Genomic DNA, 25,991 nt, shown 5'->3' with positions numbered 1-25,991 from the left:
ACGATTATTAGCGGCACATACGGAGGACAATATGAAAAATCAAAAAATGGGTTGCGCAGGTCTTTTTGCCATTCTAGTTGTCATCGCCATTCTGATTCAATTTTGGTATATTGTTTTGGCCATTGTTGTCTTGGGCATCGCGCTTTACTTGTACTACCACCGCAAGCAGCAGGAAGCGGCGGCCCAGGCAGCCAAAACTGCCCAGGAACAAGCAGATGAGCAGGCAACGATCGCTAAGTTGAAAGCGTATAAGGACCTGCTTGACACTGGGGCGATTACGCAAGACGAATACAACAAGAAAAAAGCCGAGCTATTACGGCTCGACTCGCATGATGAACTTAAATTTTAAATTGCAACGGCTTAGTGGTCGTCAGCTAGTGCGGTCGTCAAAGGAACACCCTTGGCGCCGCCGGAAATACTTTCGATGAAGTCAAGGAAAGTCGGGGCAATCCCTAATTCATCAAGATCTTCAGGGGCGATCTGGTAACGGATCGCCTTTTCGTCGTGGGCCAACACTTTTTGAACCCAGTGTGGCTCGCGGATCAGCTCGTGGCCGATAGCGACAAGATCAAATGCCTGCGTAGCTTTTTCGGCATCAGCAGGGGTTTTGACATCGCCGACCACGATGATCGGGAAGGCGCCGGCAACGTGATCCCGAATCACTTCGTTCACAATCGCCGGGTTATTCGGTTGACGCAGCGAAGTTCGCCAGACGTCGGATTGCGAAACATGCAGATAGTCAATCTTGGTGGCTTTCAAGGCGTCAATCAGCGCTAGCGTATCATCCAGCGTAATGCCCGGCTCTTCCAATTCCTCAGGTGAAATCCGGTAACCGAGCAAAAATGGCCGATTAGCGGTTGCCGCAATCACTTTTTCCGCTTCGTGGACAACGGCCAGCGGGAAGCGCATCCGCTTGTCGCGATCGCCGCCCCATTCATCGGTTCGGCGGTTAGAGTGCGGGGAAAAGAATTGCTGAATCAGATACGTATTGGCGCCATGCAATTCCACGCCGTCAAATCCGGCAAGAATCGCGCGCCGCACCGCCTGACCGAAATCATGAATGGTTGCTTCGATCTCGTCGGTCGTGAGTGCGCGCGGGGTTTCATAACCGGGACGCGGGGCGGCGACGGCACTGGCGCTGACAGGTTGTTCACCGCGCAGGATCTTGCTGCTGCTCATGCGGCCGGCACTGAAAATCTGCAGAATCGCCTTGGTGCCCCCGGTTTTCATGGCAGCGGCCAGTTTACTGAGACCGGGGATAAACCGATCGTCCGCAACACTTAATTCACCTTCAAAGCCCTTACCCAGCGGATTAACGTTGGCGGTTCCGGTAATAAAAAGCCCCACACCGCCAGCACGTTCTTGATAGTAGCGAATTTCATCGCTGGTGACCGTGCCATCTTCAAACGACAGACGCGTGGTCATCGGTGGGATCACAATCCGATTTTTCAACTGGATTGCTTGATGTTTAAAAGTGAATGGTTTCAAAAAAGAATACTCTGACATTTAAAGCTCCTTTTGCAAAAGACAAGGGTACAGGTTAACGCTGTTGGGTAACCGGACGCATCAGAACCTCATTAACGGCAACGTTGGCCGGCTGATCAATGGCATACAAGACAGCATTGGCGACATCGGTTGCGCTCAGGCCGTTATTCTTTTCGTCGGATTCAACTGCTTCGCGCCGTTTGGGGTCACTGATGGTGCTGAATAACTCGGTGTTAACAGCACCTGGGGAGATCATCGTGGTTTTGATATGGTTGGCCGCCTGTTCTTGCCGCAAGCCGTCCATAATCGCCTGAATGGCCCACTTGGTCCCGGAATAAACCGCGGTTCCGGGATGAACGATGTGGCCGGCAACCGAATCAGTCGTAATAATCTGGCCGCTATGTTGGGCGATCATATGTGGCAAGACGGCGGCGATCCCGTAAAGGACGCCTTTGATATTGACGTCGATCATCCGCTCCCATTCGTTGACCTTCAACTCAGAAAGTTCCGACAGCGGCATGAGGCCGGCGTTGTTATACAGCACATCAACGTGGCCGAAGGTGTTGATGGCCAAATCAACTAAGGCTTTAACTTGTTGCTGATCGGTGACATCGGTTGCTTGATAACGAACCTGATCGCCAAAAGGCTTAGCTAATTCGGCGAGCCGCTCCGTGCGCCGTGCCCCAATCACCAATTTGGCACCGGCTTGCGCCAATACTTGAGTGGTCGCGGCACCAATACCGCTGGATGCACCGGTAATAACAACGACTTTATCTTTAACAGTCATGAAATTAACCTCCTAATAAGGAACTTTTGCTGATAAAAAATAAGTGACTATATATTTAAATTACCGCGTGAAAAAGATGATGACAAGTCGTTATATTGAAATTCTAATAATGGCTTGACCTCAAGTGGACTTTAGGGGCTAAACTAGAGGCGGTTCTGGTTGTGATGGATGATATCACAATGGTTAAGTTTGCATTGAAAGGGGTTTTTAAGACATGAAACAAGTGCGATTAGGCGGTTCTAACTGGCAGGCTTCAAGCGTGGCGCTGGGTATCATGCGCATGAATGTACTTTCGCCGGAAAAAGCTGCGGTCGTTTTAGACAGTGCGTACAATGACGGCATCAACTTTATTGATTCCGCGGATATTTATGGTCAAGGCAAGTCGGAAGAAGTTTTCGGTGAAGCCTTGAAGCAATCCGGCGTTAACCGCGATCAACTATATATTCAGTCGAAGATCGGTATCGTGGTTGACCCAGACCGTTCACATGGCAGTCTTGTCTTTGGCCGGCGCTATGACTTTTCAAAGGAACACTTGCTGGGCGCAGTTGATAAGATCTTAGAGCGCCTGCAAATCGACTATCTCGATTCAGTGTTGTTGCACCGGCCGGATCCGTTAATGGAAGTGGACGATGTTGCGGCAGCATTTGACGAGTTGCAGCAAAGCGGCAAAGTTCGTCATTTCGGCGTTTCAAACTTTAATCCCGAGCAAATTGCCTTACTACAAAGCGGCATTCACCAGCATCTATTAATCGACCAAGTGCAATTCTCGGTCGCCCATACTGGCATGGTCAACGCAGGCATGCATACGAATATGGAAGACGACCGGTCCATCGACCATGATGGCAGTCTGTTGCCTTATCTCCAGCGCAAACAGATGACCTTGCAGGCATGGTCACCGTTCCAATACAGGATGTTTGAAGGCACCTTCATCGACAGTCCGAAGTTCAAGGATCTGAACGATGAACTGCAAAAAGTCGCTGACCACTACCACACCAATAAAAATGCCATCGCCGTTGCCTGGCTCTTGCGCCATCCAGTCGGTGTCCAGGTTATCCTCGGCTCCATGAACCCTGAGCATATTAAGGAAAGTGCAGCCGGCGCGGATATTACACTGACGCGGCAGGAGTGGTACAACATTTACTTTGCGGCAGGCAATGATTTGCCGTAAGCATCAGCCAGCGTGTCAAGGCGCGTAACTGAAGTATTTTAATTTTATGTGGCTTGTTAAAAAGTCCGACAAGATTTGACTGAGTGTCAAAATCTTGTCGGACTTTTTGGTTCGTTGGAATCCCTTAGCAAAAAGAAAACTTGCAGCCGTACACCAATTTTTAAACGTCAAGTAACTGTGTGCTGATTTTTATCATTCTTCATCGATTGATGAGGCAAAATACGAAATCAGGGTCGATAACGATAGCATCGGGACGACCAACTCAGCTGAAGGCAACAATTTGAAGGCAGCAGCAACAATATACAGAACCAAGGCAATGGCGCTGATCCATGTAATCACTCTTAGTACCATATCTGCGGTTATGATCATTTTAAAGTTCCTCCAGACTTCTTTACACCCAGTATACGATGTCAGCTTGATTTCGGGGATCAAAAAATTTTAACGTAGGTAATTTGGCAATTTTCGTCGTGTGAAGTCTTTAAAATGTCAATTGACGACGAAAAAAGAAGATTTTGCTGCGTTTAAAATTAATATCTCGCGCCTGTTTAACAACGCTGAGTTTGTACTTGCAATTATTAACCTCTCGGCGCATCCTATGAGTACTTGGAAAGTATACAAGATTTCAGAAAAGTGAAACTACGCAAGCCGATTTTCGTGAGGAAGTGCAAGATGCCAGACAAACGTGAAACCTTATTAGACTTGTTAAGCAAGGCCTATTCGAGTCCAACGATCAAAGCACAGGCAGATTTACAGGCGCTAATCAAAATCAATGCCAAGAAACTTGATGAAGGCGATGATGACAAAGCTTATGTGACTGCGGTGACCCAGTTGTCCCACGATATTTCAAAGTATTATCTCGTTCATCATAAGATGCCAAAAGAGCTGGTGGACATTTTCAACTTCATTAAGAAAGATGTCGCCATAAGCGAGGTTGATGCCGCCCGTTATCGAAAACAGGCGCTAGCAGCGGGATTAGGTGCCATGCCAATTGTTTGGGGTGGCCATTAGTATCGACACGAAATGATGGAGTGCGATCGGCCAAACCCGCTGATCTGGCTAAGGATTCAGACCACGTTTAATCGAAACAAATCGTTACAAATAACCACTTTATTCAAACCCAGCGCACAGGTTGGGTTTGGATGAAGTGGCTTTTTGATCTTATGGTAAATTTATGAATTGAAGATGGTGAATCTACTTTTCAATGAAGGCTGTTTAGGCGGAATTTGATGAACCGCTTAGAAGCCGAGTTTCAGGAAAGAGGGTGCCTTAACAGCGGACGAGGCAAAACAGTTAAAAGAAAAAACGTGGCGTGATACAATGGTAGTCCAAGTAGTTAACCCCATTGCCTAAGTAGACAAGGAGTAAGGCCATGAAGTTTTTCGCTAAAATCGCACTGATTTTTTTCATGATGACGGCTGGTTGGTTTGGACTTCAAATAAATCGCCAATCTTCAGTCGCACAAGGTCAAACAGGTAAGACCAATCAAGTGCCGACTTTATTTGTCCATGGTTTTGGCGGCAGCTATGCCTCGGAAAAAGGAATGATTGACGGGCTTAGTCAGTATGCCGGCTATCAGGAAGTGCTTTATTATCTGATTAAGAGAGATGGCAGGTTGGCGGTCAAGGGAAAATGGCGGCCAAACGTGAAGCATCCATTAATTGCGGTTGTTTTTGAGAGTGGCAATCCGGAAGATGCCTCTGCACTAGGCAAAATTCTCAAACAACTGAAGGCTCGTTATGGTGTCAGGCAGTTTAACGCGGTTGGCCATTCTGCCGGTTCATTGGCATGGACATACTGGGCAACGCAAGCGAATAAGACGGGTATGCCGAAATTGAAAAGATTCGCGGCCGTAGGTGGCCCGTTCAATGCCATTCCGGGAATGGGAGCCAATAGCGGTAAGACAGTTACCAAAAATTCGAAGGGGCAGCTTCAAAAGATGTCGAAGCAGTACGCAGATTTTTACCGCAACCGCCAGTTTTTCCCAAAAACAGCCAAGGTGCTCAATCTCTTTGGCAATCTTGGTGACGGCTCCGATGGCCGAGTGCCAATTGGCTCGGCCAAGTCACTAAGGTACCTTGTGGCTGATCGGGTCAGAGAATACACGGAACATGAAATAGGATATCGAGCGCAGCATAGTCAGTTGCATCAGCGGAATAAAGTTGTGAATGGGCATCTTTATGAATTTTTAAGTCAGAAATAGTGTTATGGTTTGTGTTTTGAGTTGAGCTGTTAATGCGACATGAAGGGTCAAGCTTTTCATGCTGTGTTTATTATTTTCGAAGCCGGTTGTTAACCAACTGCAACAAAGAGAAGTCAATAGTTTTGGGCAAGATTTCAAGAGACTGACACCGGTCAAAAATAAACGTAGTAAAAATCGCTTTTTTCGTCGTATTTTGGGCTTTTTTTAAAAAAAGAACTACGAAAAGTTGGAATTTTCTATCGTTTAAAATTTAAAAACCTATAGGTACTTATGGTGCATTATATTGTGTGTAGGGTAGCTAGCACCCATATGTTTTAACTAAGGTAAAGGAAGCAGTGGCTTTGGTGAAGAAAGGAGTTTCGTGATGAAACAATTAACAACGGAAGAGCTCTCAAATGTAACGGGTGGAGGCAACATTTTTTATGAGGCTGGCAAGATTATCGGAACAGGACTGTACTGGTTTTGCAAAGGTGCTTCTGCCATCAAGGGATAGGAGAAAAAGATGAACAATTTTCAGAGTATTGACACACAGGAGTTAATGGAAATTTCCGGGGGTGGGAAGCTTCCTGGTTGGCTTGGCTTGCTTCAACCTGCCGCTGATTTGGTTGGTGGCATTGCAAAGGGTTTTACAGACGGAATTAAGAACCACGGCTAGTTACAATATCCGTCAATTAAGTTACGGAAAAGCGTTCTGCATGTGGGCATGTAGACGCTTTTTTATAGAAGGGGAAGTTTCGTTGAATTCAAGAATAGATTATCATGGCGCGGTATACAGTTTAAAATTCCCAATATATTTTGGGGTAATTATGCCTCAAATAGCGCTGGGGTTCATTGGATTTATTCGTCCGAATAATCAGATCTTTTTGGTTATTTGGTATGTGCTCACTTTCTTTTATATGGTCGTTTCATTTAAGTATCTCACTGCAGCATCTTATTTAAGGCCTTCGCTCTCGAAAATATTCATCGGATTGCTTAGCGGTATACTCGTCTTAATCCTGGAGGTGATCTTTGCTGAACTTTTTCCGAATATCCAAGGCTCGCAACTGGATCCCAACATGACACCGTTTATTCCGCTGTTTGCATGTATTTGTGGACCGGTTTGGGAAGAAGTTCTGTTTAGAGGTATTTTGAACAAAAGGATCTTTCACGGATCAATTTTTGGACTGGTCGTGTCATCGCTTGGCTTTTCCCTGCTACATGGCTATCTTTCTCCGCTCATCATCTTGTATTTTTTAATGGCTTTGATTTTCAGTTTCTGTAATCGCGGTAAGACAGATGTCAGCGCATCGATTGTTGCCCACATAGTTGTCAACACAGTCGTATTTTTCCTTAATTTTTAGGCATATATAGGAGTTGCCTACCTGAAAAAGTTAAGTGAATCGTTATTGCCATGGCAAACTTGGCTGTCGATAGTGTCTAATTCCTGATGGTTCTGTTGTGCTACGGCGCATTATACCAACAGCATATTCGTTGAAAGTGGCGATTAATTCCAGCAAGGCGTTATCTGGTTGTCGAATTAATCGCCGCTTTTTTTAATACTCTGGTGGCGACTAAAGATGATCCAGCCAAAAAATAAACGTCGCAAAATCGGCTTTTTTCGTTGAATTTTGTCGTCTTTGGTTAAAGTCATTACGAAAGGTTCAAAAATACCGACGTTTAAAATTAATTAATCAGATGACCTCAAACCTATCGTATATTGTGTTTAGGGAAGCTAGTACCCTAAAAAGTTTAAATATATCGGCTGTGAATAAGTCGCAGAAATGGAGGAAACGCCATGCAACAATTCGTGACGTTGGATGATAGCCGCTTGGAACGGATCAGTGGTGGCAGCACTGATAATTTTTGGACTTACATTGGCATGGGACTTGGCGCGATCGCTCGAAGCTGGGCTCAAGGTGGTTTTGTGGCACCTGCAATGAGCCTTAGCATCGATGTTCTCAACGAGCTCAAACGAAAAGAAAACCTGCCATAGGATGAGTCAAAAGAAAGGATGAGCGTCATGACCAACTTAAAAGATTCCGAACTTTGCCAGATTACAGGTGGCTTCTTACCGTTCGCGATTCCGGTAGCAACGATTCTAGGTATTCTGGCAACAGATGCATTTAATCATGCTGACCAGCTGATTGACGGGTTTAAAAAAGGATGGGAGAGACCATAGCAAGCTCATGATAAATGTGCTTTTCAGGGAGACAGGGTGTAGCCGTTTAGGAAAACGTAGCTCTACCACTGCAGAAGCAGTAGCTGTTAGCTTTTCCCTTCCGGTGAATCTCTCGGTCTCTCTTTAGGTTTGTGGGCACTGTTGCACGAGCAGTTATTGGCGAAATCGAAGGTGAATTCACTTATATGCGAGAAATGGCTGTATTTGATCATAAGCGACTTAGACAGCCGCTTTTTATGTGGATAGTCCAGATTTGTTTGTTCACACTACTGTGGATCATGTCTGATGATGCGAGTTGGCAGGTGCATGCGATTATCCTCATTGCAATTCTATCCAATTCGTACGATTTTTTGAGAAAACTGTTCACATTGACAAGCGCGTATGATCGACAACGAAACGACAAGGAATGACCATATTTAAAAGTGTGTTTATAAAGGCAGAAGAATCACGCAACTGCGTGTAGGAGCAGAAAAATGCCATCTAAAGATGAGATAATTGTTGCAATGGAGAAGCTGGCCATTAAGTTGAGTATGTGTCACAAAAAACTCTGAAACAGCACTGTTTGTTAACCGAGAATTAGAAGTGTTGAAAACGTGCGATGGTCTTGCATTCCACAACAAGCTCCAATACTTCTTTAACACCGCACCGGTTATCAAATTGTCTGACGGTATTTCTTTCAGTGAGGCAGAAAAAACACTTTGGGATGCTGTCTTTGAGTACAAACAATTAGGCAACTATAATTGGATCGCAAGTGAATGAACGGCTGTTGCATTCCTTAATATGCTTTTTCAGCTGTTCTTTGAATCAGCGACCAATAGCCCGAGAATCAGCGAAAAGTCAGCTTAAATCAACAAGCTTTCTAAAGGCCCAGAAATTCCTTCTAAAACGGGAAAACTTTTGGGCCTTTTTTGCACTTGCTGCGAGGGTGACGGGCGTTTTTTAAGCGTCATCCGCCAGATTGTTAGCCTCAGCATGTGAACGATTAGCCGCTCCCATGAGTCTACGTAAAGCTGAAACCTTACGAATGCTGACGTCAAGCTTATCCTGATTGTCCATGTAAACAAACCGACCAGAGGCGTTTAATTTGTGAACGTGAAGGGGGTTAAGCAGGAAACTTCGATGGCATCGAAATAAGGTTGGATATCGACTTGTAACTTCTTTTAAGTTCCCCGGGAAAGTCGTGGTTTCATGTTTGGCGTGCAATTCGAGCGTGCTAGGTGTGCCAAGCACGGTTTGAATGTACAGCACGTCGTCTAGCGGAAGTGAAAAGAGATTGGCTCCGATCTGGTAGCTGAATAGCCGTGGAGATTCGAGTTGACGTGACCGTAATCGCTTTATCCCTTGAACAAGATTGGTACGCAGTCGCGTTTCAACTTCTGCAGGCACACTTTTATCCACTAAGTCTAAAGGCAGAATCTTCTGGGACAGAATGGTCAGTGCTTGTTCGGTGTGGCTGGTAATGAACATGATGTCTGCATATAGGGAATGTTTCCGGACAATGTTGGCAATATCAATACTATTGATAGAGGATCCGGGAATATCAATGTCCAGCAGAAAGAAGCTGTCATTAATTTGCTGCAGATCAATGGCGTTTAACAGATCCGTAGCAGATTGGGTAGCGATTTTAATTTCCGCATGCAATTCTTCAATCATGATGTAGTTGATTAGTGTCTTTTCGATGAACCTCAGGAAAGTAGCATCGTCTTCCAAGATGAAGATTTTCAAGGTCGTACGGTTAGTGATCATATTATGAGTCTCCTATGAATAAAGTGATTTTCAGCTGTTGGTTAATAACAGATTTTTTGATAAGGATATTTTTGTTTTGTTGCATGAGCTCATTGATGATGGACAAGCCATTGCCATGTCCGTCGCCCTTAGTCGTAAAGTCCTTCTTTTCGAGATTTGCCAGATTGAAATCAGAACCGACGTCGTTCATGACACTGACTTCTAGACCTTGCTCCAAGGCAATTAACGTGACGTTGAAGCGATGATGTTTAATTCTGACCGTTTCCTCTAGAGCATTGTCGATCAGAATGCCAAGCGCCCTGATAATGGCAAAGCCAAGACTGCTTTCTAGGGGATGAATGATTCCTTCAGTTTGGACATTCATGATGACATTGTGGTTCATTGATTCGGCCCATTTTAAATAAAGCAAGCTTCTTAAGGGATCACTTTTAATTGATGTAAAGGAACTTTTGCCTAATTCTGCCTGATTTAGCGATGCCTGGGCTCGCGAAAGGATGGCTTGGGTATCCGGTGAAATGGCCGCAGATGATTGCTGCAGAGACAGTTGAAGCGATGCTAACAGATTTTTGTAGTCGTGTAGAAGTTTGTTCGTGTTTTTTTGCTGTTGGCTCAACGTGGTGTAGTACGCCCGCTGAGAGGCCTCGGCCCGCTTGATCCAGGTGAGTTCGACGTAGTAGCTAAACGACTTCAGAATCAAGAAAAGTGAATATAGGTTGATGATGACTGACAGTGTAAAGATACCAAGAATAAGCAAGTCTAACATGATGCCTATGTTGACTAGATTAGATATCGCCTCAAAACAATATAGCGAGACACAGGTCGCACCTGTATAGATAATAATTGATTTCTGGAGATGGTTTTGCTCCTTGATGAGCGTTCGCAGCTGATCAAGTTGACTTCGCTTTTTTACTAGTAGCGAGATTACAATCGCTGCTAATGTTGAAGTGAGAATAAGTGTGGTGCCTACACTAATTAAAGTCAGTTGTTTCGTACCTGCCGCGGCAAAAATTCTTATGATACAGGTTTGAATCGTGATGATGATAAGGTTAACTTGCATAAAAATAAAGACCCAAAACTTGTCAGAACTCGCATTGGTTCTGGATATATACCAAGCGTATATTAAACAAAAACCAATTTCTCCGTAAGTCGACAGGAACAAAGAAAGTGATGTTCCAATAATTGACCATGAAGCAACGTGCAGCGGACGGATGAGGCCAAAGAAGATATACGAAAGAAATCCAACGCCAAAAAAGAAGATTGGCCAATTTATAAAAAAGTATATATGACTCGGCAGACTAACCATATCAAAAACTCCCACTTTCTTGAGGATGGGCCAAGTTATTTCTTGCATTTGTGTTATCACACGACGTTAATTGGCCAAAACACGACGTTAATTTTTTGTTGAACAACAATTGTGCCATACATGCTAGGCTGGTGGTATCAAATAAATTGTCTAGGAGGAATTTACCATGAATGACAAAATGAGTGGTCAGAAAGAGGCAATCATATCGGATTACAGCCTTTCACAAGTACGTGCAGGTGCTAATCGTGTCATAAGCCAACCATTTGAAGGTTTAAAAAACTGGATAGGCGAACTTTTTCGAGGAAGACATTAGGAAGTGCAAGAAAGAGAATTGCGTGAAGACATAATATCCTTGGAAGAGATGTGTGAATTAGGTAGTGGATAAATAAGCCTTTATTAAATAAAAAGTAAGCTTGAACTTTTATTTAATATTAAATTCTCTATTTTAAGATGCTGTTAACTCTCAACAGAGTCATATTACCATAGATTTGTTTTCACGGCAGTTAAGATGCTTAACCTTAATATCTATGATAAAAGGCTAAGCTCCGGGCCAACTTGTCGCGCCTGCTTCTGCGAAATGTTGACGTTGCATGCTTTACAATCTGAAATCCAATAAGGGGAGGCCGTGGATGTTCAAATACAAATTCAAACTAGGTCAAGCAACATACTACAAACGCTATTACACGCCTCAGGTAGATGAGCGTGATTGCGGCGTTGCGGCGCTTAATATGTTACTGAAGTTTCATAAGTCCGACTATTCCCTTGCGCATTTACGGCAATTAGCCAAGACGGATCAGGAAGGGACAACAGCGTTAGGCATTGTCCGCGCTGCCCAGGAACTTCACTTCGAAACCAAGGCAGTTAAGGCGGATATGACGTTGTTTGATTTGGATGATGCGCCATATCCGATCTTGGTACATGTTTTGAAGCGCGGTGAGTTGCTGCATTATTATGTCGTATTTAAGGCAACGAAGGATCATATCTTAATTGGTGATCCTGACCCTTCAGTCGCAATGACCTGGCTTTCAAAAGAGGAGTTTGCCAAGGAGTGGTCGGGGGTGGCTATCTTTATTGCTCCTGAACCGCAATATCAACCGCGCAAAGAGGACAAAGGCAGCTTGTTTGCCTTCGTGCCGTTGCTGGCGCGGCAAAAAGTGATCATTGCCAATATTATTGTTGCGGCTTTGTTGATCACCGTGATTAGCATTGTTGGGTCGTATTTTCTGCAATCGATCATTGATACCTATATTCCCAGTGCCATGCGGACAACGTTAGGGATGATCGCCAGTGGGCTGATTCTCGCTTACATCCTTCAATCTGTTTTGACGTATGGCCAGAATTTCTTGATGGCGGTTTTAGGGCAGCGGTTGTCGATTGACGTTATTTTGGGTTACGTTCGGCATCTGTATGAATTGCCTATGTCTTTTTTTGCAACACGCCGAACCGGGGAGATCGTGTCGCGGTTTTCGGACGCCAATAAAATTATCGATGCCTTGGCGAATACGATCATGACCCTGTTTCTTGATGTTTGGATCGTGCTTATTTTAGGCATTGTGTTGGGCATTCAAAATACTACATTGTTCCTGGTATCCTTAATTGCGGTGCCTTGTTACTTGGTGATTGTTTTCGCGTTTCAACGTCCTTTCAATCGGCTGAATCAAGAGACGATGGAAAGCAATGCCATTTTGAGTTCATCGATTATTGAGGATCTGAACGGTATTGAGACCATTAAGTTGCTGACAGGTGAAAAGGTCAGTTATGAGCGGGTTGACCGTGAATTTGTCACGTATTTAAAAAAGTCATTCAATTACACGAAAGCCGACCAGCTTCAACAAGCCACCAAGGGGTTGCTGAAGCTTATCTTGAATGTGGTGGTGTTGTGGATTGGGGCGAGTCTGGTGATGGCTAACAAGATGAGCTTGGGGCAGATGCTGACGTTCAATGCCTTGCTGTCATACTTCACCAATCCGTTAGAAAGTATCATTAACTTGCAACCAAAATTACAAATGGCCAAGGTGGCGAATAATCGGCTGAATGAGGTTTATTTGGTTGAATCTGAGTTTAAAGAACAGCGCCATCTGACCGATCGCCGCCTGATCGATGGTGCCATCAACGTGCATGACGTTTCCTTTAAATATGGGTTTGGGCAGGATATTTTAAAGCATGTCCATCTTGAGGTGCCCGCAAATGCTAAATACACGATTGTCGGCATGAGTGGCTCGGGTAAATCAACTTTGGCTAAATTATTGGTCGGCTTTTACCCGGTTGAAATAGGCAAGGGAAAAATTACCTTTAATGGCGCGCAGATCAGTGATGTGGCGCTCACGACGCTGCGGCAATATATCGAGTATGTGCCGCAAGAGCCGTTTATTTTTTCCGGATCGGTGATGGAAAACTTAACGTTAGGCAGTCGTGCCGATTTGACGCAGGCGCAACTTGAAGACGCATGTGCCGTTGCGGAGATTGCCACGGATATTATGAATCTGCCGCAAATGTGGCAGACCAAGCTCACGGAAAGCGGGAGCATTTTATCAGGCGGGCAGAAGCAGCGCTTGGCGATTGCTCGGGCGTTGTTGTCGCCAGCCAAAGTGCTGATTTTTGATGAGTCGACTAGCAGTTTGGATACCATCACGGAGCGGCGGATTGTGGATCGGTTGTTGGCAATGAAGGATCGAACGATTATTTTTGTCGCTCACCGGCTCACCATCGCGGCTAAAACCGAACAGATTGTGGTGATGGATCATGGAGAAATTGTTGAGCAGGGCAATCATGCCGAACTGCTGGCGAAGCAGGGATATTATGCGCGGTTGGTGAGTGAATAAGGAGGTTGACGATGATTGATCTTAAGAAATTAGAGACCACCGAGTTTTATAACCATCGTTACCGCAATTTTTCGACCATGATTATCTTGCCGACAGCGATTCTGTTTATAGGCCTGTTGCTCTTTTTAATTTTTGCTAAACGCGAGGTGACCGTGACAACGGCGGCGGAAATTACCCCAGTTAAAACTGCCGTAACCATTCAGGGGACAGCGGCAAATCGGATTGTGACAAATCATATGAAGGAGGGAAAGCGGGTCAAAAAAGGCGAGACGCTGCTGGTGTATCACGATGTAGCCAATCCTGCGCAATTAAAGGTGTTGAACCAACAGTTGGCCACGCTAAAAGATCAAAAAGGCCAGTTGGACACGTTCAACCGGAGTATTGCCGCCAATAAGGATCTTTTTACCAGTGCCGATAAGTTCGGCTATCAGCAACAAGTGCGCGACTATCTCAATCAGCGCCGGGTTTACGAACTGGAAAACGAAGCCGTGAATGCAACCCAAAACGTGGCAAATGCCAAGAACAAAGAAATTGATCAATTGTTACGGACCAGTATGCAAGCCAGTGAGGATAAAATAGAAGCGATTCGCGAAGCCCAAAACGCCATCCGAACCGATCAGCCGCTAAAAGCCGAGCATGCTTACGGTTATCTTTATGGGCAATATCAAGCCGAAGCGAAAAACACGGAGTCGGCGAATCTCGCCAACTTAAAAGGCCAATACCAGTCACAGCTGCAAAATCTGCTGACAAGTGAAAAAGAGGCGCTCGCTGCACTGAAAACCCAACGCGCCAACCAAAAGCAAGCTGATCTTTCTGCGCAACAAACAGGACAGAATGAGGCGAAGGTGGCTTCTTTACAAAATAAAATGCAGCAAACCATCGCGGCGGAGCAACTGAAGGTGCAACAGGCCATTCAGGAAGGCGAGGCAAAACAGACGGCACTCAAAGATCAGCGCAACAATTACCAAGTTAAAGCACCAGCCGCTGGTATTTTGCATCTTGAAGCAGCTTTAAGTGGCAACAAGTACATTCCTACTGGCACTGTCTTAGCACAGATTTTACCGGACCTGGCTAAGCAAAAAGAAGCTGATTTGAAGCTGGCAATTTCGCCAGCCGAGGTTATGAGCCTGAAACGCGGTCAAAACGTTCGCTTACGAATTGCTCGGAACGTTCCGACGCCTATGACGGTCACCGGCCGAATTTATGCAGTTGACGTTGCGCCGACCGTGAATCCCAAAACCTGCAACTACTTTAAAGCCCAGGCTAGGGTGCACTTGTCTAAAACACATCAACAGTCGCTCTACTATGGCATCGCTGGAGAGGCAACCTTGATTACCGGTACAAAGACGTATTGGCAGTATTTTGTTGATAAAATGTTCAATCGCCAGTGACAAGTGCGGCGATATTTTTAAAATAAGCCAGCAAAAGTTGTGCTAAAATAGTGAATGTTTCTTTTCATTTTTCAAAACGAATATTCCTATAAGAAGAAGGATTGGCACAAGTTATGACGTCAAAAAGTAATCAGGCGGCGCAGGGGAATCCACCGCTTTCAGAAAAACACCATATGCAGATTCCTTGGTATGACGTCATCGTTAGCGAAGAGCGTCAGGCGGATCATGCAACGCTTGAAGAACGGGCATCACTTGTTGGCCGGGTTGGCATTATGCTGCTGGCGTGCGGCACAGGAGCGTGGCGGGTTCGGGAAGCCATGAACACGGTGGCGCGAGCTTTGCGGATGTCGTGTTCGGCTGACATTGGTTTGATTTCATTGTCGTATACCTGCTTCAGCAATAACCACGCTTATTCCGAAGTGTTGTCGTTGCCGCAAAGTGGTGTGAACACGGACAAGTTGGATGCGCTGGAACGATTTGTGCGCGAATTTGATACGCAGTATGCCAAAGAGACGGTGCGGGATATTCATCACCGGCTCGATCAGATTCAGAAAATGTCTGGCAACTATGATCCGCTTCGTGCAGGTCTTGCTGCGGCATTGGCCTGCTGTGCCTTCGTTTTTCTGCTTGGTGGCGGTCCGATTGAGATGATTTGTTGTTTTGTCGGTGCGGGTATCGGTAACTGGCTGCGTGGAATCATGATTCGGCGCAATTGGACCTTGCTGGCGTGCATCGGGGTCAGTGTCGCGGTGGCCTGTCTGGTTTACTTTATGGTTTTCCGCGGCTTGGAAATGAGCTTGGGAATTGCTGCACGGCATGAGGATGGGTATATCGGTGCTATGTTGTTTGTGATCCCGGGCTTTCCGTTCATCACCAGTATGTTGGATATTTCCAAGCAGGATATGCGCTCAGGCATGGAGCGGCTGTTATATGCCTTGATGATCACGATTGTTGCTTCATTGGTTGGCTGGTTAGTGGCCATGCTGGTGCACTTGCGCCCAGAGAATTTTGCCGATTTAGGCCTTAATCCGGTACTTTTACTGGTTTTCCGACTCATGGCCAGTTTTTGCGGGGTTTTCGGTTTCTCCGTAATGTTCAACAGCCCGCGGCGCATGGCAGTTCAGGCTGGCTTGATCGGGGCCGTCGCCAATACGCTGCGGCTTGAACTGGTGGACTTAAATACGATTCCGCCAGCTGCGGCAGCGTTTATCGGCGCCTTGGTGGCGGGCTTGATTGCCTCGGCGATTAATCGTGTCGATGGCTATCCGCGAATTTCACTGACCGTGCCATCAATTGTAATCATGGTTCCGGGCCTTTATATTTATCGGGCTGTGTATAATATCGGTCTTAACAACATTGGCGTTGGCGCGGAATGGATGACCCGCGCGGCACTGATTATTATGTTCTTGCCGCTGGGCTTATTTACTGCCCGCCTGATTATGGATTCACGGTGGCGGAAAAGCGATTGAGTCTCTCATAATCCGAAGCACACAAACAACCCCACTTTGCCTGGCAAAGTGGGGTTGTTACGTTGTTTGTTTGAATGATTTGATTTGTCAGCAATGAAACAAATCGTTATGTCGCAACAGCGCTGTTGCCAAAGAAAGCTGCCGGCAGCGATGAGTGGTGCATAAATCCTGATGCCACCTAGCTAACACGTGAGCTGGCCTTGATCACACTTGGGTGGCGTGTAAAAGTACCCTTACATCGATATAAATCGGTGAGCGGCAGCTTTTGACAACAGTGATTAAGCTGTTACCATTCGTATCCAACCGGATTTTTGATCAGGCGGTCATACACATCTTTAACCACTGCCATTTGTTCAGGCGTCAGCGGCGGTACATCCGCAGCATCGGTGTTGCGTTCGATTTGGGTAGGGTTGCTGGCACCGGGGATGACGGCTGAGACGGCATCGTACATTAGGATAAATCGAAGTGCCGTTGCGGCGAGGTTGTCTGAACCGAGACGTTCTTTAAGTTCACGGGCAGCTTTAACCCCGGTTAGATAATCAACGCCGGAGAAGGTTTCGCCTTTGCTAAAGTGTTCGCCGTGGCGATTGTTGGCCCGTTGATCAGTCGGTGCAAACTTAGTATTCTCATCAAACTTGCCTGTCAGCAGACCACTCGCCAAAGGGACACGGGCGAGAATGCCAACATCATGCTGCTTAGCCAGCGGGAAGAAGGTTTCAGCCGGGCGCAGGCGGAACATGTTGAAAATCACTTCAACGACCGCTGTGTCATAATCCAAAGCTTTAATGCCTTCTTCGGCGCGTTCGATGCTGACGCCATAATGCCGAATCTTGCCGGCTTTTTGCAAGGCATCCAATGCGAAGAAGGTCTCAGGTTGGTAGTAGACCTGCATTGGCGGGCAGTGCAACAAGACAATGTCCAGACTGTCCAAGCCCATATTTTGTAATGATTCATCGACATAGCGGCGTACATGATCAGGATCAAAATGCTCTGCAGTCAACGGTTCTTCTTTACGGCCGATTTTGGTCGTGAAATGAACGTCAGGATGCTGTTTGACAAAAGCGCCGACCATTTTTTCGCTTTCACCGCCTTGATAACCATCGGCAGTATCAAAGAAGTTGACGCCATGAGCGTATGCTTCTTCCAAAGTTTCGCGCGCAACCTTGGCATCAAACGGTGCACCCCACTTGCCGCCCAGTTGCCAAGTACCAAGGGAAACTTCACTGACTTTGTAGCCGGTTTTGCCTAATAAACGATATTTCACTTGAAAGATCCTTTCTTAACCTGAATGCGATTTCCAATTTTTGTTACAGCAGGCGCGACACTGATTAAAAGCGGATCGCGCTGTCTTGGTGGCTATCCAATACACTAAGGTTCGTTCCCCAAAAACTTAACGAAGCGAGACATAACACCATCTCAACTTTACAAATAATTTTGTGTCGATGCAATACGGATTTAATAGGATTGGCTGTACGAGGATTAGGGAGTTTCGGGCAGACACCAGAACTGGACATTCAAAAACCCATCGCAATAAAATCCGCGATGGGCTCAGGCTCGAACAAGATTTACGCCTCCTTATGGAATAGGTATCCCGAGATCCAGACGATCAAAAAGAACACGACTCCAGTAAACAGATTTCTGAAGACCTGAAAGTGGCCACCTAAAAATAAATCAACGCCAAAAAGGAAAACCGTGAAAACACAGGTACTGATAAGCGCTTCTTTTGCGTTCATGATGAGTGGCCACCTCGTAAATTTTGCCCTAGGGTTGGTTCGACAGCGAATTTGTAGGTTGAATCGGTCATATGCGCCCTCCCGTTGCTTTGCAATGAATGCTTTTACTAACCCTCAGTTTGCGACAAAACCGCCGCGTTGTGACAAAATTTAAATAAACGTTGGGTTTTCCCAAATAAACGTTGCGTTATTTTTCAAGTTGTCAAAACGACACGTTCTTCTAGACAAAAAGCGATGTAACATTGCATCAAGTACAGTAACGCGCTAAACTGCATTCATCCTGGAGGTGCCCAAAATGAATAAAAAAGAAACCCAGTTATTTCAGGCGATCGACACAGCTTACAACGATCCTGAAATGACGGCCTACCCACAAATTCGGCGTGACTTATTAATGGCGGCCCAAGAATTGCAAAACGGGACAGCTTATCAGATAGTTGCCGTCAAGTTGAAGCGGACGATTTCGCGGTACGTTTTGCTGAACCATTTGCAAATGCCGGCTGCTGTGCATCGGTTATATATGGCGATTGGGCCGATGGGCGAACGGTATGATGGCGAGGCGAGTGTTTTCAGCCTATTTTTTAGATAGGATTGGAAGCTAGCAACTAAGGGTGGATGCCTGTGCTTTTTGTTGACGAATGCAACGGATCGGGCCGGTAGAAAAGCAAGCCAAGCGCGCAAACGATTCCGGCGATGCCCAAGATGACCGTTAATTCAGAAGACGGCAAAGCAAGGCCGAGCACGGCGATTAGCCACACGCCGGTCCAGCCGAGGAAGATGAGAAAAATCGGCCGTAACCACAGTGCGCAAGCTAGATTAATAGCACAAAGAATCGCAGAAAATCTGATGAGTGTCGGACTGGAAATAGCAAAGGGTGCCACGCCACGGAACAGATATCCCGTCAAAAAAGGCACCACAAACATAAGCACTAATAATATCCATAATCCAGCGATTGTCTTGCGCGAAAGTTTGTTAAAGAAAATGCCACGGGCAAACGAGGCGCCAATCATGAGTAAGGCAAAGAAATTAATGCCGATCACATCGCTTAGGCTAAAACGCAAACTGGGGCTAATCAACATGATTAATATATTTTGAATGAGCAGAAACATGAGGAGTGGCCAGTACATCGAAAAAAGGTAAGTGACTGAGATGTGCGGCAACTCTTTTAGAATATTGTCGGCTGCCGCCTGAGGATCGTCACTAAAGAAGGATGCTACTTTATGGCCATTCTGTTGTGCGTCAATCAACGTTGCCAATAAGTCGCTAATAGCCTGTTCAATGGCATAAGGATCCTTGCGCAGATCACCGCGTAAATATTGGATGACTGTTTCGGTGTAGGTATAGTCCGTACCGTGAATCTTTTTGAGTTGTTGATCATTGGCGGCTCGGAGTTGGGTTAATTTTTTCATGACGATTCGCCTCCTTGGTTGAGATTGGCCATGGCTTGAACCAGTTGATGCCATTGTTGTTGAAAAATGGTGAGCGTCTTTTCTCCGTCATCAGTGAGATGGTAGTATTTGCGATCGGGACCATTGCCGGTTGGTCGCCTTACTCCGATGATGAGTTTATTTCTTTGAAGCTTCAACAGCAAGGGATAGATGGTGCCTTCAGGAATGTCGCCAAACCCAAGCGCGGCCAGCTTTTCGTGTAAAGCGTAGCCGTAAATATCGCCTTGCTGAATAATCTTCAAGATGGCGCCTTCTAGAATGCCCTTCAGCATTTGCGATGAAGGTTGCATGGCCTCGCCTCCCTTGATACCTTGTTAAGCATAGTATAATCATGGTGGGATACCTTGTAAAGCAAGATATCTCATTTTAAAAAAGCCAGCGCAATTGGCTGGCTTTGGGATGGGCTGTGAATGCGGGGGTTAAGGCTTTTCTTTGAGTTCGGCGAAGCCAAAGATCATAAAACAGATGCTGAAGACCCATAACAGGCTTGCTATTAGTGTTCCTATATAAAATCCGGCAAGAGAGGCTAGGTGATTCGTTCCAGGATACAGCCGTGGAATGAATCCGGATATACAGATTTGCATTATTAAAGAAATGATGCCCAATGCGAGGAAGATTCCCAACAACATTCTATGACTTTTGCCTTCGATCCAAGCGTGGTAGTTTGGATAGTGGGTCGCTAAGACCATTAAATTGATAATTGATGCGAGTAGAACCCACCTTGATACAGTCTCTAGGTTATTCGGAACGGTTTTTAAAGCCAAGGTGCTTAAAACAAAGATGACATTTAGATAATATGTAATTTTGAAATACCATTTGTCTCGTTGCGCCTGTTTGCTGATTGTCTCGTAATGATCCATCATTGTACGATCCTCCCTAAGTAATCGATCCAAAGAAATGTTATAAAAGTCACTGATGCTGACCAAAGTTCCGACGTCGGGGAAGCTACGCGCATTCTCCCAGCTGGAAATTGTTTTTGCTGAAACATGTAGTTGCTTGGCAACTTGGGTTTGGGTCAAGTGCTGTTGTTGCCGAGCCAATTTCAGCTTGTCGCTAAGTTGCATATTCTTCACCACCTGTTGCTATTGTTAAGGTGTGACTAAAAATGCACAAGTCTTTTTGTGAAATAGTGGCTCTAAGAATCGTAGAGTTGTTGGTGTGACGCGGATTGTGGCATCTTTTCTTCGGATTATTCAAAACCGTGAAGAACTAAAAAAAAGCCCGGTCAATGCCGAGCCTAAGAGACGTCTGTGTGTAAACTAGTCAAATGTCATTGTGTTTAACGGCTAATTCTTGTCTAGAATTTCTTCGAAACCGAAGATGGCAAAAATGGTACTCAAGGTTTGTATGATAGGAAGTGTGACCATTCGTAGTTGTGCCCCAGCTATATAACCAGTTTGGTAATAGCTGTCACCCGAAGAAACGGTTATTGGCTCTTGAATAAGAAGAAAGAAGATTGTAGCAAAGCTCAAAGCAAGAATGATTAGCAAAATTCGCCGCGGCCATGAACGAATCCATAGCCGGTAATCTGGATAATGCGTTGCCAGGACAATTAGATTAACAATAAATACCAAACCTACCCAACCACTATATTGACGCAATAGGGGTGATGTGTTGCCGAGCATTTTAAAAATCACAAATCCCAATAGAAGCACAAGGTTAACAAAGTAAGTGACTTGAAAAATCCGCTTGTCGCGTAGTGCATGTTTGTCGATAGCTTCATAATGATCCATCATGGTTTGATCCTCCCTCAATAGACGATCCAATGAGATGTCATAGAGATCGCTGATTCTGACAAGTGTGCCGATGTCCGGGAAACTGCGCGCATTTTCCCAGCTGGAAACGGTCTTGGATGACACGTGTAATTGCTCGGCGACTTGTGTTTGCGTGTACTGATGTTGTTGGCGCGCCAATTTGAGTTTGTCGCTGAACTGCATACTTTTTACCCCCTTGTCACTATTGTCAAAGCGTTATTGATTTTGCACAAGTATTTTTAGCTGAGAGCTTGTCTAAGAATCATAGAGTGCCGGCGTGACGCGGTTTTGGAACTTGTCTCGGGTGGTTGACGAGAGCATATCGTTCAAAAATTGGTTCGGCGTCGAGTACAAAAAACGTTCCGCAAGACAGCTCTTTGTCTCACGGAACGTTTTGGCTTAGTATCATCGGCGGGTTTCAATACGCACGTTGCAACCAAATCATGGCATTTAATGGGTTTGCACCAACGATCCCGCCATTGCACCAAGCAGACCGCGGAATGAACGGCCTAGCTGTTTGCGATGATGCTTGTCCAAACTGCGGAAGGCGTGGAAATAGTGGCGCCAATGGTTTTTGGTTTTCGCCAGATCATCAAGTGTAATGGCATTGCCGCTGCGAAGGATTCGGTACAAAGCGTCGACCGTGATGGCAGTTGCCTTAGCATCAAGGCCGGCTAACCACAGGGCGAAGGTTTTTTGAAAATAGCGCGAAACCCAAGTCGTTGTCGGCAAGTGCGTGAAGGTATCGTCTGCAATGCTCCAGGTGAGCACATCATGCTGACCGAATAATTTGACGCGGCTTTTAACGACTTCAAAGTTGGTTGCCGGATCCAAACTGACGCCGATGAGCGAACTTTGCGGCACAAGCTTGGTCACGCGGTCACGATGGCTGGGGTCGAGTGGGACACCACTTGGCCCATCAAAACTATAAACATGCGCAACTTGATCGGCGAGCGGTTCTGGCAGATGGTCGAACGCGTAAGTGGCGAGGCTGCCGCCCTTGGAGTGCCCAGTCAGATAATAAGTGCCAGGGTGGCGGCTGATTTGCTTAGTCAGATAGCTCAACGCCCGTCGCTGTGCCGGAATGGTTGGCATGAAGCTCATATTGAGATCTTCTTTCCAGCCGACCAGTTTATTCGTCGTGCCGCGGAAACTAACGCAATACACATCCGGTGCCAGCGTAAAGGTGATGGCCGCAAAATCTTCTTCATTGCGGTGGCTGCAGGTTTCAAGCCAGTTGGTCCATGCAACGCGGGCAAATCGCTTACTCTGATGCATCGCATGCAGCATGGCTTGATGTGTCGGGATGGCCCATGTCGTTAAGGTCGCTTTATGCAGCCGCATACTGTCATTTAAATCGGCAAACCGGGCATACGGCTGGCCAATGAGGTAATTAAAATTCAAATAACCAAGCTGCGCAAATAAACCGGCATCAAGCTCAGTCAGCGGAGCCTGTTGAAATGACGCCAAACTCGGGCGTTGTGGGTAATCAGCAATTGAAGGCATATGAAGTACTCCTAGTTCTTGAATAACAGTTCAAACTCGTTACTTATAGTTTAACCACTTTATATGAATAAAGTATGTGATTTGCTTTACAGATAGGTTTCTTTTAGTGTTCTTTTTAAAAAGTTACCTCATTCAACTAACTGGCGAAGACGTGTGGCAACTTAATTTGAAAATGCTATATTAATTTCGGAGGTGCTCATATGCCGGACTTAGCGCAATCAACGTTTATTTTGCCCCAGGACGCGGCTTTGACTTCAGCACAGGCTGCCTTGAAGCAACACATTCACGACTTCATTACCACCAATTATCCAGCGAATCAGACGCATCTGCTGATCATTTCAGGCGACGCGGGATCTGGCAAAAGTGTGGTACTGGACGCGGCGTTTGCCCAGTTGCAACAAGCCGCGCGTACAGATAGTGGGCCACTTGCAGGAACAGACAATAAGCTGTTGGTGAATCACAATGAAATGTTGAAGATTTACAAAGAAATTGCCGGGACCAAAGCGTACTTCCATAAAAAGGACTTCATGAAGCCCACTCCTTTTATTAACGCTTATCGAAAAGCAGGCAAAATGGCTGATATTGTGTTCATTGACGAAGGCCATCTGCTTTTGACCGCGCCAGATCCATATAACAATTTTCGAGACACCAATCAGCTGGCAGACATCCTTCACCTGGCGAAGCTGGTGGTGCTGGTCTTTGATTTTCATCAATTGGTAAAATTGAAAAGCTTTTGGACCCCAGCGCTGCTCAAACGGATTACTCGCGATTATCCCGTGACGCATTATCGGCTAACCGAGCAAATGCGGGTAGGGGATGCGGCGGTGAATCGCTGGATTGATCAGTTTGTTCGTGGCCGGATCGCGCCACTTCCGCAACCGGCAACTTTTGACTTCCGGATTTTCGCGGATGGCCAGCCAATGTATCAACTGATTCAGCAACGCGATGCCGCGGTGGGATTGTCACGCATGATTGCGACTGCGGACTACCCGTTTACGGTATTGGACAACAAGACCTGGTATGTCACTGCCGGATCCTTGCGCCTGCCGTGGGACAAAATCAACTTCACCGATCGGCCATGGGCGCAACGGCCGGAAACGCTCCATGAGGTTGGCTCGATTTATACCATACAGGGGTTTGACTTAAATTATGCCGGCGTGATTTTGGGACCCAGTCTCGGTTACGATAAGCAACGCGATCGGCTGACTGTCAACTTAGCACAGTACCAAGATAAAGAAGCGTTCAAAAAGCGGCCGGATCTAGCAGACACGCAGGATGCCAAGGCCGCGATTATGATGAATGCCGTCAACATTTTGCTAAAAAGGGCAAAGCATGGCTTGTACCTATATGCGGCCGATCCGGCACTGCGGGAACGACTGTTGGCGGCAGCAAAGCGATAAGTTGGTAAAAGAATTTTAGTCGATCAATTACCCAAGACAAATGCCGAGGGAAGCAGTCCTTAAAAATTTTCTTTTAAAATTTGAGCAATTAAAAAATAAACGTTATTCTAAAGGTGTTCCAAAAATCATAACAGGAGCTGATTTATATGGCTGAGAAATACACGGCAGAGATTGTACCGTTGAATGCAGAGAAAATCGGTACAAAGCCGCATGGCACCGCTGAATTTACGGTTGATGGTGCGCAACTGCGGATCCATATTGAGATGTTTGATACACCAGCAAACGTCCAGCATTGGGAACACTTCCATGGTTTTCCTGATGGGAAGCCGGCAGAAATTGCTACGGCGGCGCAAGATGCTAACGGTGATGGTTTCGTTGATTTGCCAGAAACAGAGCCAGTTTCCGGTACGACCATGGTGCCGTTTGATGCTGAACCTGCCAAGATGCATGTGCCAAATGACAGTTATCCGGTTGCTGATGCGGAAGGGCATTACGCCTATGAGAAGCTCGTTGATTTGAAGGAACTCCAACAGGCTTTCAAAGCCGCATTTGGCAGCGAAGATTTGCAACTCGACAAACGTGTGATTTATATTCACGGTGTTCCGGATTCACTGAAGTTGCCTGATACGGTCAAGGGCACAGTCATGAACTACGACGCGCACGTGACCCTGCCAATTGCGGTTGGTAAAATTGTCCGCGCCTAGTTACGATTTATAAATAAACAACCCAGTCCTGATTCATCATTGCTATAAAGGCTTTGACGGATCGGGATTTTTTAATGTCGTTAAAAGGTGACAAATTCACAGAATGGCACGGTAAGAATGCGATCCTACTTGTTTTCAAGTTACTGCGCTGCACTATTTTGTGGGTTGCAGAATCATTTTTAATAACATGTGTATTATTAGCGGATCATCTAGCCAAACTGATAAGCTTATTGTTAATATATTTAAAAATTAATACATGGAGGCGGGGAAATGCGGGGGAAACACATCATCATTAAAATTTTGATTGCGGGGGCAGCCATTTTAGCCGTCATGGGGTTACAAGGCGGTGGCGTCAAGACCAAACCAATATCACTCACGGCACAGCAAACAGTTGTGGCGCAGCAGTCGCAAAAGTCGGTGCCGCTATTCCAACAAATGGCGGTTTTCCCGGATGGGTGTCAGCGACCGCTTGCCGGCGGAATTTTTGCTTTTTACCGCTTCGACATTAAAGGACGCAAACAGTACCGAATGAAAAACGGCGATTGGCAGCTTGTCGGCAACCCACTAACGGCTAATGGGGTTTACCTAGCCCAGGCGGATCAACTAGGTGTTGTCGGCATTACCCGGAAGCTGAATGATGGTAGGTTTTACGTTGAAAGACTAAAACTACCGGAGCGTTATGCAGTGAGGCTACCTTCACCAGTAAAAGTATCCGTGAAGCAGGGGGCGTTAACAGTCAATGGCCAACCGGTACGTGGCCGCGACTCATTACCGCGAATTTATGCATTGCGCGTGCCGGTGACACGGCAGTAAGTGTGAAATATATAAAAGCAACTTCTCTGGGTTGACAGACAGCGATGTTAACGTATAATCAACAAACATAAGATATATAAATTTACTTATAAGTATAAAAGGCTGAG

The 25,991-nt window shown here is 45.9% G+C and carries 29 protein-coding genes; 17 read left to right on the top strand and 12 right to left on the bottom strand.

The window, feature by feature from the left end; translation table 11 throughout:
• Positions 1-31 precede the first annotated feature (31 nt).
• Entirely contained in the window at positions 32-349 is a 318-nt protein-coding gene (locus LACZS1_RS11280) for an SHOCT domain-containing protein (protein WP_070650613.1), read from the top strand.
• A gap of 11 nt (positions 350-360) precedes the next feature.
• Here LACZS1_RS11280 and LACZS1_RS11275 read toward each other — a convergent pair whose 3' ends face one another.
• Together LACZS1_RS11275 and LACZS1_RS11270 are read right to left on the bottom strand one after the other, a co-directional pair.
• The gene (locus LACZS1_RS11275) at positions 361-1,506 is read right to left on the bottom strand and encodes an NADH-dependent flavin oxidoreductase (protein WP_070650612.1); all 1,146 of its coding nucleotides are present in this window, start codon (positions 1,504-1,506) and stop codon (positions 361-363) included.
• Positions 1,507-1,540: 34 nt separating this feature from the next.
• A complete protein-coding gene (locus LACZS1_RS11270) occupies positions 1,541-2,272 on the bottom strand; it encodes an SDR family oxidoreductase (RefSeq protein ID WP_047105472.1) in 732 nt (243 codons plus the stop codon).
• Positions 2,273-2,486: 214 nt separating this feature from the next.
• On the opposite strand from LACZS1_RS11270, the gene LACZS1_RS11265 reads away from it, so the two are divergent.
• Entirely contained in the window at positions 2,487-3,440 is a 954-nt protein-coding gene (locus tag LACZS1_RS11265) for an aldo/keto reductase (protein WP_306402858.1), read from the top strand.
• Between the two features lie 192 nt (positions 3,441-3,632).
• Here LACZS1_RS11265 and LACZS1_RS11260 read toward each other — a convergent pair whose 3' ends face one another.
• Positions 3,633-3,809, bottom strand: a complete 177-nt coding sequence (locus LACZS1_RS11260; RefSeq protein WP_158280538.1) for a hypothetical protein — start codon at positions 3,807-3,809, stop codon at positions 3,633-3,635.
• A gap of 300 nt (positions 3,810-4,109) precedes the next feature.
• Between LACZS1_RS11260 and LACZS1_RS11255 the strand changes: the two genes are divergently transcribed.
• The 7 genes from LACZS1_RS11255 (at position 4,110) to LACZS1_RS11230 (ending at position 7,798) form a co-directional block, all read left to right on the top strand.
• The gene (locus LACZS1_RS11255; RefSeq protein ID WP_070650610.1) at positions 4,110-4,448 is read left to right on the top strand and encodes a bacteriocin immunity family protein; all 339 of its coding nucleotides are present in this window, start codon (positions 4,110-4,112) and stop codon (positions 4,446-4,448) included.
• Between the two features lie 361 nt (positions 4,449-4,809).
• Positions 4,810-5,640 (top strand): alpha/beta hydrolase, encoded by an 831-nt coding sequence (locus LACZS1_RS11250; protein ID WP_070650609.1) that lies wholly within the window; start codon positions 4,810-4,812, stop codon positions 5,638-5,640.
• A 364-nt stretch (positions 5,641-6,004) separates the two neighbouring features.
• Positions 6,005-6,133, top strand: coding sequence for a lactococcin G-alpha/enterocin 1071A family bacteriocin (locus LACZS1_RS11245; protein ID WP_115656742.1), 129 nt, complete (start codon positions 6,005-6,007; stop codon positions 6,131-6,133).
• 9 nt (positions 6,134-6,142) lie between these two features.
• On the top strand, positions 6,143-6,295 hold the full coding sequence (locus tag LACZS1_RS14160) for a lactococcin G-beta/enterocin 1071B family bacteriocin (RefSeq protein WP_115656741.1): 153 nt from the start codon (positions 6,143-6,145) through the stop codon (positions 6,293-6,295).
• A gap of 40 nt (positions 6,296-6,335) precedes the next feature.
• Positions 6,336-6,980, top strand: a complete 645-nt coding sequence (locus LACZS1_RS11240; protein WP_083311569.1) for a CPBP family intramembrane glutamic endopeptidase — start codon at positions 6,336-6,338, stop codon at positions 6,978-6,980.
• Between the two features lie 434 nt (positions 6,981-7,414).
• A complete protein-coding gene (locus tag LACZS1_RS11235) occupies positions 7,415-7,612 on the top strand; it encodes a ComC/BlpC family leader-containing pheromone/bacteriocin (RefSeq protein ID WP_093997888.1) in 198 nt (65 codons plus the stop codon).
• 27 nt (positions 7,613-7,639) lie between these two features.
• Positions 7,640-7,798, top strand: coding sequence for a bacteriocin leader domain-containing protein (locus LACZS1_RS11230; protein WP_070650607.1), 159 nt, complete (start codon positions 7,640-7,642; stop codon positions 7,796-7,798).
• A 939-nt stretch (positions 7,799-8,737) separates the two neighbouring features.
• Here LACZS1_RS11230 and LACZS1_RS11225 read toward each other — a convergent pair.
• Together LACZS1_RS11225 and LACZS1_RS11220 are read right to left on the bottom strand one after the other, a co-directional pair.
• Positions 8,738-9,544 (bottom strand): response regulator transcription factor, encoded by an 807-nt coding sequence (locus LACZS1_RS11225; RefSeq protein WP_070650606.1) that lies wholly within the window; start codon positions 9,542-9,544, stop codon positions 8,738-8,740.
• Between the two features lies 1 nt (position 9,545).
• A complete protein-coding gene (locus LACZS1_RS11220) occupies positions 9,546-10,847 on the bottom strand; it encodes a GHKL domain-containing protein (protein ID WP_070650605.1) in 1,302 nt (433 codons plus the stop codon).
• A 166-nt stretch (positions 10,848-11,013) separates the two neighbouring features.
• Here LACZS1_RS11220 and LACZS1_RS11215 point away from each other — a divergent pair, with 166 nt between their 5' ends.
• The 4 genes from LACZS1_RS11215 to LACZS1_RS11200 all read left to right on the top strand — a co-directional run bounded on the left by LACZS1_RS11215 (position 11,014) and on the right by LACZS1_RS11200 (position 16,529).
• A complete protein-coding gene (locus LACZS1_RS11215) occupies positions 11,014-11,160 on the top strand; it encodes a bacteriocin-like peptide, LSEI_2386 family (protein ID WP_168165295.1) in 147 nt (48 codons plus the stop codon).
• Positions 11,161-11,476: 316 nt separating this feature from the next.
• Positions 11,477-13,669, top strand: coding sequence for a peptide cleavage/export ABC transporter (locus tag LACZS1_RS11210; RefSeq protein WP_070650604.1), 2,193 nt, complete (start codon positions 11,477-11,479; stop codon positions 13,667-13,669).
• Between the two features lie 11 nt (positions 13,670-13,680).
• Positions 13,681-15,060: a bacteriocin secretion accessory protein gene (locus LACZS1_RS11205; RefSeq protein WP_070650603.1), complete on the top strand. Its 1,380-nt coding sequence runs from the start codon at positions 13,681-13,683 to the stop codon at positions 15,058-15,060.
• A gap of 113 nt (positions 15,061-15,173) precedes the next feature.
• Positions 15,174-16,529, top strand: a complete 1,356-nt coding sequence (locus LACZS1_RS11200; RefSeq protein ID WP_306402857.1) for a threonine/serine exporter family protein — start codon at positions 15,174-15,176, stop codon at positions 16,527-16,529.
• Between the two features lie 286 nt (positions 16,530-16,815).
• On the opposite strand, the gene LACZS1_RS11195 is transcribed toward LACZS1_RS11200, so the two are convergent.
• Together LACZS1_RS11195 and LACZS1_RS11190 are read right to left on the bottom strand one after the other, a co-directional pair.
• Entirely contained in the window at positions 16,816-17,793 is a 978-nt protein-coding gene (locus LACZS1_RS11195; protein ID WP_047105493.1) for an aldo/keto reductase, read from the bottom strand.
• Positions 17,794-18,094: 301 nt separating this feature from the next.
• Positions 18,095-18,262: a hypothetical protein gene (locus LACZS1_RS11190; protein WP_155807535.1), complete on the bottom strand. Its 168-nt coding sequence runs from the start codon at positions 18,260-18,262 to the stop codon at positions 18,095-18,097.
• Positions 18,263-18,557: 295 nt separating this feature from the next.
• Between LACZS1_RS11190 and LACZS1_RS11185 the strand changes: the two genes are divergently transcribed.
• Complete coding sequence (locus tag LACZS1_RS11185; protein WP_070650601.1) at positions 18,558-18,848, top strand: bacteriocin immunity protein; 291 nt, start codon at positions 18,558-18,560, stop codon at positions 18,846-18,848.
• A gap of 16 nt (positions 18,849-18,864) precedes the next feature.
• Here LACZS1_RS11185 and LACZS1_RS11180 read toward each other — a convergent pair whose 3' ends face one another.
• The 5 genes from LACZS1_RS11180 to LACZS1_RS11160 form a co-directional block, all read right to left on the bottom strand.
• Positions 18,865-19,668: a hypothetical protein gene (locus LACZS1_RS11180; protein WP_070650600.1), complete on the bottom strand. Its 804-nt coding sequence runs from the start codon at positions 19,666-19,668 to the stop codon at positions 18,865-18,867.
• Positions 19,665-19,997, bottom strand: a complete 333-nt coding sequence (locus LACZS1_RS11175) for a PadR family transcriptional regulator (RefSeq protein ID WP_070650599.1) — start codon at positions 19,995-19,997, stop codon at positions 19,665-19,667. Before LACZS1_RS11175 ends, LACZS1_RS11180 begins: the two co-directional genes overlap by 4 nt.
• Positions 19,998-20,126: 129 nt before the next feature.
• Positions 20,127-20,771 carry a helix-turn-helix domain-containing protein gene (locus LACZS1_RS11170; protein WP_070650598.1) on the bottom strand — a complete coding sequence of 215 codons (645 nt, stop codon included), beginning with the start codon at positions 20,769-20,771 and terminating at the stop codon, positions 20,127-20,129.
• 222 nt (positions 20,772-20,993) lie between these two features.
• A complete protein-coding gene (locus LACZS1_RS11165; RefSeq protein ID WP_070650597.1) occupies positions 20,994-21,644 on the bottom strand; it encodes a helix-turn-helix domain-containing protein in 651 nt (216 codons plus the stop codon).
• Positions 21,645-21,911: 267 nt separating this feature from the next.
• On the bottom strand, positions 21,912-22,967 hold the full coding sequence (locus tag LACZS1_RS11160; protein WP_115656740.1) for an Mbeg1-like protein: 1,056 nt from the start codon (positions 22,965-22,967) through the stop codon (positions 21,912-21,914).
• Between the two features lie 200 nt (positions 22,968-23,167).
• On the opposite strand from LACZS1_RS11160, the gene LACZS1_RS11155 reads away from it, so the two are divergent.
• From LACZS1_RS11155 to LACZS1_RS11145, 3 genes are all read left to right on the top strand, one after another.
• Positions 23,168-24,367 carry a DUF2075 domain-containing protein gene (locus LACZS1_RS11155; RefSeq protein WP_070650595.1) on the top strand — a complete coding sequence of 400 codons (1,200 nt, stop codon included), beginning with the start codon at positions 23,168-23,170 and terminating at the stop codon, positions 24,365-24,367.
• A 146-nt stretch (positions 24,368-24,513) separates the two neighbouring features.
• Positions 24,514-25,071 carry a hypothetical protein gene (locus LACZS1_RS11150; protein ID WP_010492305.1) on the top strand — a complete coding sequence of 186 codons (558 nt, stop codon included), beginning with the start codon at positions 24,514-24,516 and terminating at the stop codon, positions 25,069-25,071.
• A 270-nt stretch (positions 25,072-25,341) separates the two neighbouring features.
• Positions 25,342-25,884: a hypothetical protein gene (locus LACZS1_RS11145; protein WP_070650594.1), complete on the top strand. Its 543-nt coding sequence runs from the start codon at positions 25,342-25,344 to the stop codon at positions 25,882-25,884.
• The last annotated feature ends 107 nt before the right edge of the window (positions 25,885-25,991 follow it).

The organism is Lacticaseibacillus zeae subsp. silagei (genome assembly GCF_030770335.1).
Taxonomy (GTDB): Bacteria; Bacillota; Bacilli; order Lactobacillales; family Lactobacillaceae; genus Lacticaseibacillus; species Lacticaseibacillus zeae.
The sequence above is the reverse complement of the archived record's forward strand: the minus strand, read 5'-3'. Positions and strand labels throughout refer to the sequence as shown.

Bases quoted from the DNA above. Each gene is read 5' to 3' on its own strand.
- LACZS1_RS11240 (WP_083311569.1), top strand. From the start codon at position 6,336: ATGTGGGCATGTAGACGCTTTTTTATAGAAGGGGAAGTTTCGTTGAAT.
- LACZS1_RS11265 (WP_306402858.1), top strand. From the start codon at position 2,487: ATGAAACAAGTGCGATTAGGCGGTTCTAACTGGCAGGCTTCAAGCGTG.
- LACZS1_RS11245 (WP_115656742.1), top strand. From the start codon at position 6,005: ATGAAACAATTAACAACGGAAGAGCTCTCAAATGTAACGGGTGGAGGC.
- LACZS1_RS11230 (WP_070650607.1), top strand. From the start codon at position 7,640: ATGACCAACTTAAAAGATTCCGAACTTTGCCAGATTACAGGTGGCTTC.
- LACZS1_RS11150 (WP_010492305.1), top strand. From the start codon at position 24,514: ATGGCTGAGAAATACACGGCAGAGATTGTACCGTTGAATGCAGAGAAA.
- LACZS1_RS11215 (WP_168165295.1), top strand. From the start codon at position 11,014: ATGAATGACAAAATGAGTGGTCAGAAAGAGGCAATCATATCGGATTAC.
- LACZS1_RS11225 (WP_070650606.1), bottom strand. From the start codon at position 9,544: ATGATCACTAACCGTACGACCTTGAAAATCTTCATCTTGGAAGACGAT.
- LACZS1_RS11270 (WP_047105472.1), bottom strand. From the start codon at position 2,272: ATGACTGTTAAAGATAAAGTCGTTGTTATTACCGGTGCATCCAGCGGT.
- LACZS1_RS11180 (WP_070650600.1), bottom strand. From the start codon at position 19,668: ATGAAAAAATTAACCCAACTCCGAGCCGCCAATGATCAACAACTCAAA.
- LACZS1_RS11190 (WP_155807535.1), bottom strand. From the start codon at position 18,262: ATGAACGCAAAAGAAGCGCTTATCAGTACCTGTGTTTTCACGGTTTTC.
- LACZS1_RS11250 (WP_070650609.1), top strand. From the start codon at position 4,810: ATGAAGTTTTTCGCTAAAATCGCACTGATTTTTTTCATGATGACGGCT.
- LACZS1_RS11280 (WP_070650613.1), top strand. From the start codon at position 32: ATGAAAAATCAAAAAATGGGTTGCGCAGGTCTTTTTGCCATTCTAGTT.
- LACZS1_RS11255 (WP_070650610.1), top strand. From the start codon at position 4,110: ATGCCAGACAAACGTGAAACCTTATTAGACTTGTTAAGCAAGGCCTAT.
- LACZS1_RS11185 (WP_070650601.1), top strand. From the start codon at position 18,558: ATGAATAAAAAAGAAACCCAGTTATTTCAGGCGATCGACACAGCTTAC.
- LACZS1_RS11205 (WP_070650603.1), top strand. From the start codon at position 13,681: ATGATTGATCTTAAGAAATTAGAGACCACCGAGTTTTATAACCATCGT.
- LACZS1_RS11155 (WP_070650595.1), top strand. From the start codon at position 23,168: ATGCCGGACTTAGCGCAATCAACGTTTATTTTGCCCCAGGACGCGGCT.
- LACZS1_RS11175 (WP_070650599.1), bottom strand. From the start codon at position 19,997: ATGCAACCTTCATCGCAAATGCTGAAGGGCATTCTAGAAGGCGCCATC.
- LACZS1_RS11145 (WP_070650594.1), top strand. From the start codon at position 25,342: ATGCGGGGGAAACACATCATCATTAAAATTTTGATTGCGGGGGCAGCC.
- LACZS1_RS11220 (WP_070650605.1), bottom strand. From the start codon at position 10,847: ATGGTTAGTCTGCCGAGTCATATATACTTTTTTATAAATTGGCCAATC.
- LACZS1_RS11200 (WP_306402857.1), top strand. From the start codon at position 15,174: ATGACGTCAAAAAGTAATCAGGCGGCGCAGGGGAATCCACCGCTTTCA.
- LACZS1_RS11170 (WP_070650598.1), bottom strand. From the start codon at position 20,771: ATGCAACTTAGCGACAAGCTGAAATTGGCTCGGCAACAACAGCACTTG.
- LACZS1_RS14160 (WP_115656741.1), top strand. From the start codon at position 6,143: ATGAACAATTTTCAGAGTATTGACACACAGGAGTTAATGGAAATTTCC.
- LACZS1_RS11235 (WP_093997888.1), top strand. From the start codon at position 7,415: ATGCAACAATTCGTGACGTTGGATGATAGCCGCTTGGAACGGATCAGT.
- LACZS1_RS11160 (WP_115656740.1), bottom strand. From the start codon at position 22,967: ATGCCTTCAATTGCTGATTACCCACAACGCCCGAGTTTGGCGTCATTT.
- LACZS1_RS11210 (WP_070650604.1), top strand. From the start codon at position 11,477: ATGTTCAAATACAAATTCAAACTAGGTCAAGCAACATACTACAAACGC.
- LACZS1_RS11165 (WP_070650597.1), bottom strand. From the start codon at position 21,644: ATGCAGTTCAGCGACAAACTCAAATTGGCGCGCCAACAACATCAGTAC.
- LACZS1_RS11275 (WP_070650612.1), bottom strand. From the start codon at position 1,506: ATGTCAGAGTATTCTTTTTTGAAACCATTCACTTTTAAACATCAAGCA.
- LACZS1_RS11260 (WP_158280538.1), bottom strand. From the start codon at position 3,809: ATGATCATAACCGCAGATATGGTACTAAGAGTGATTACATGGATCAGC.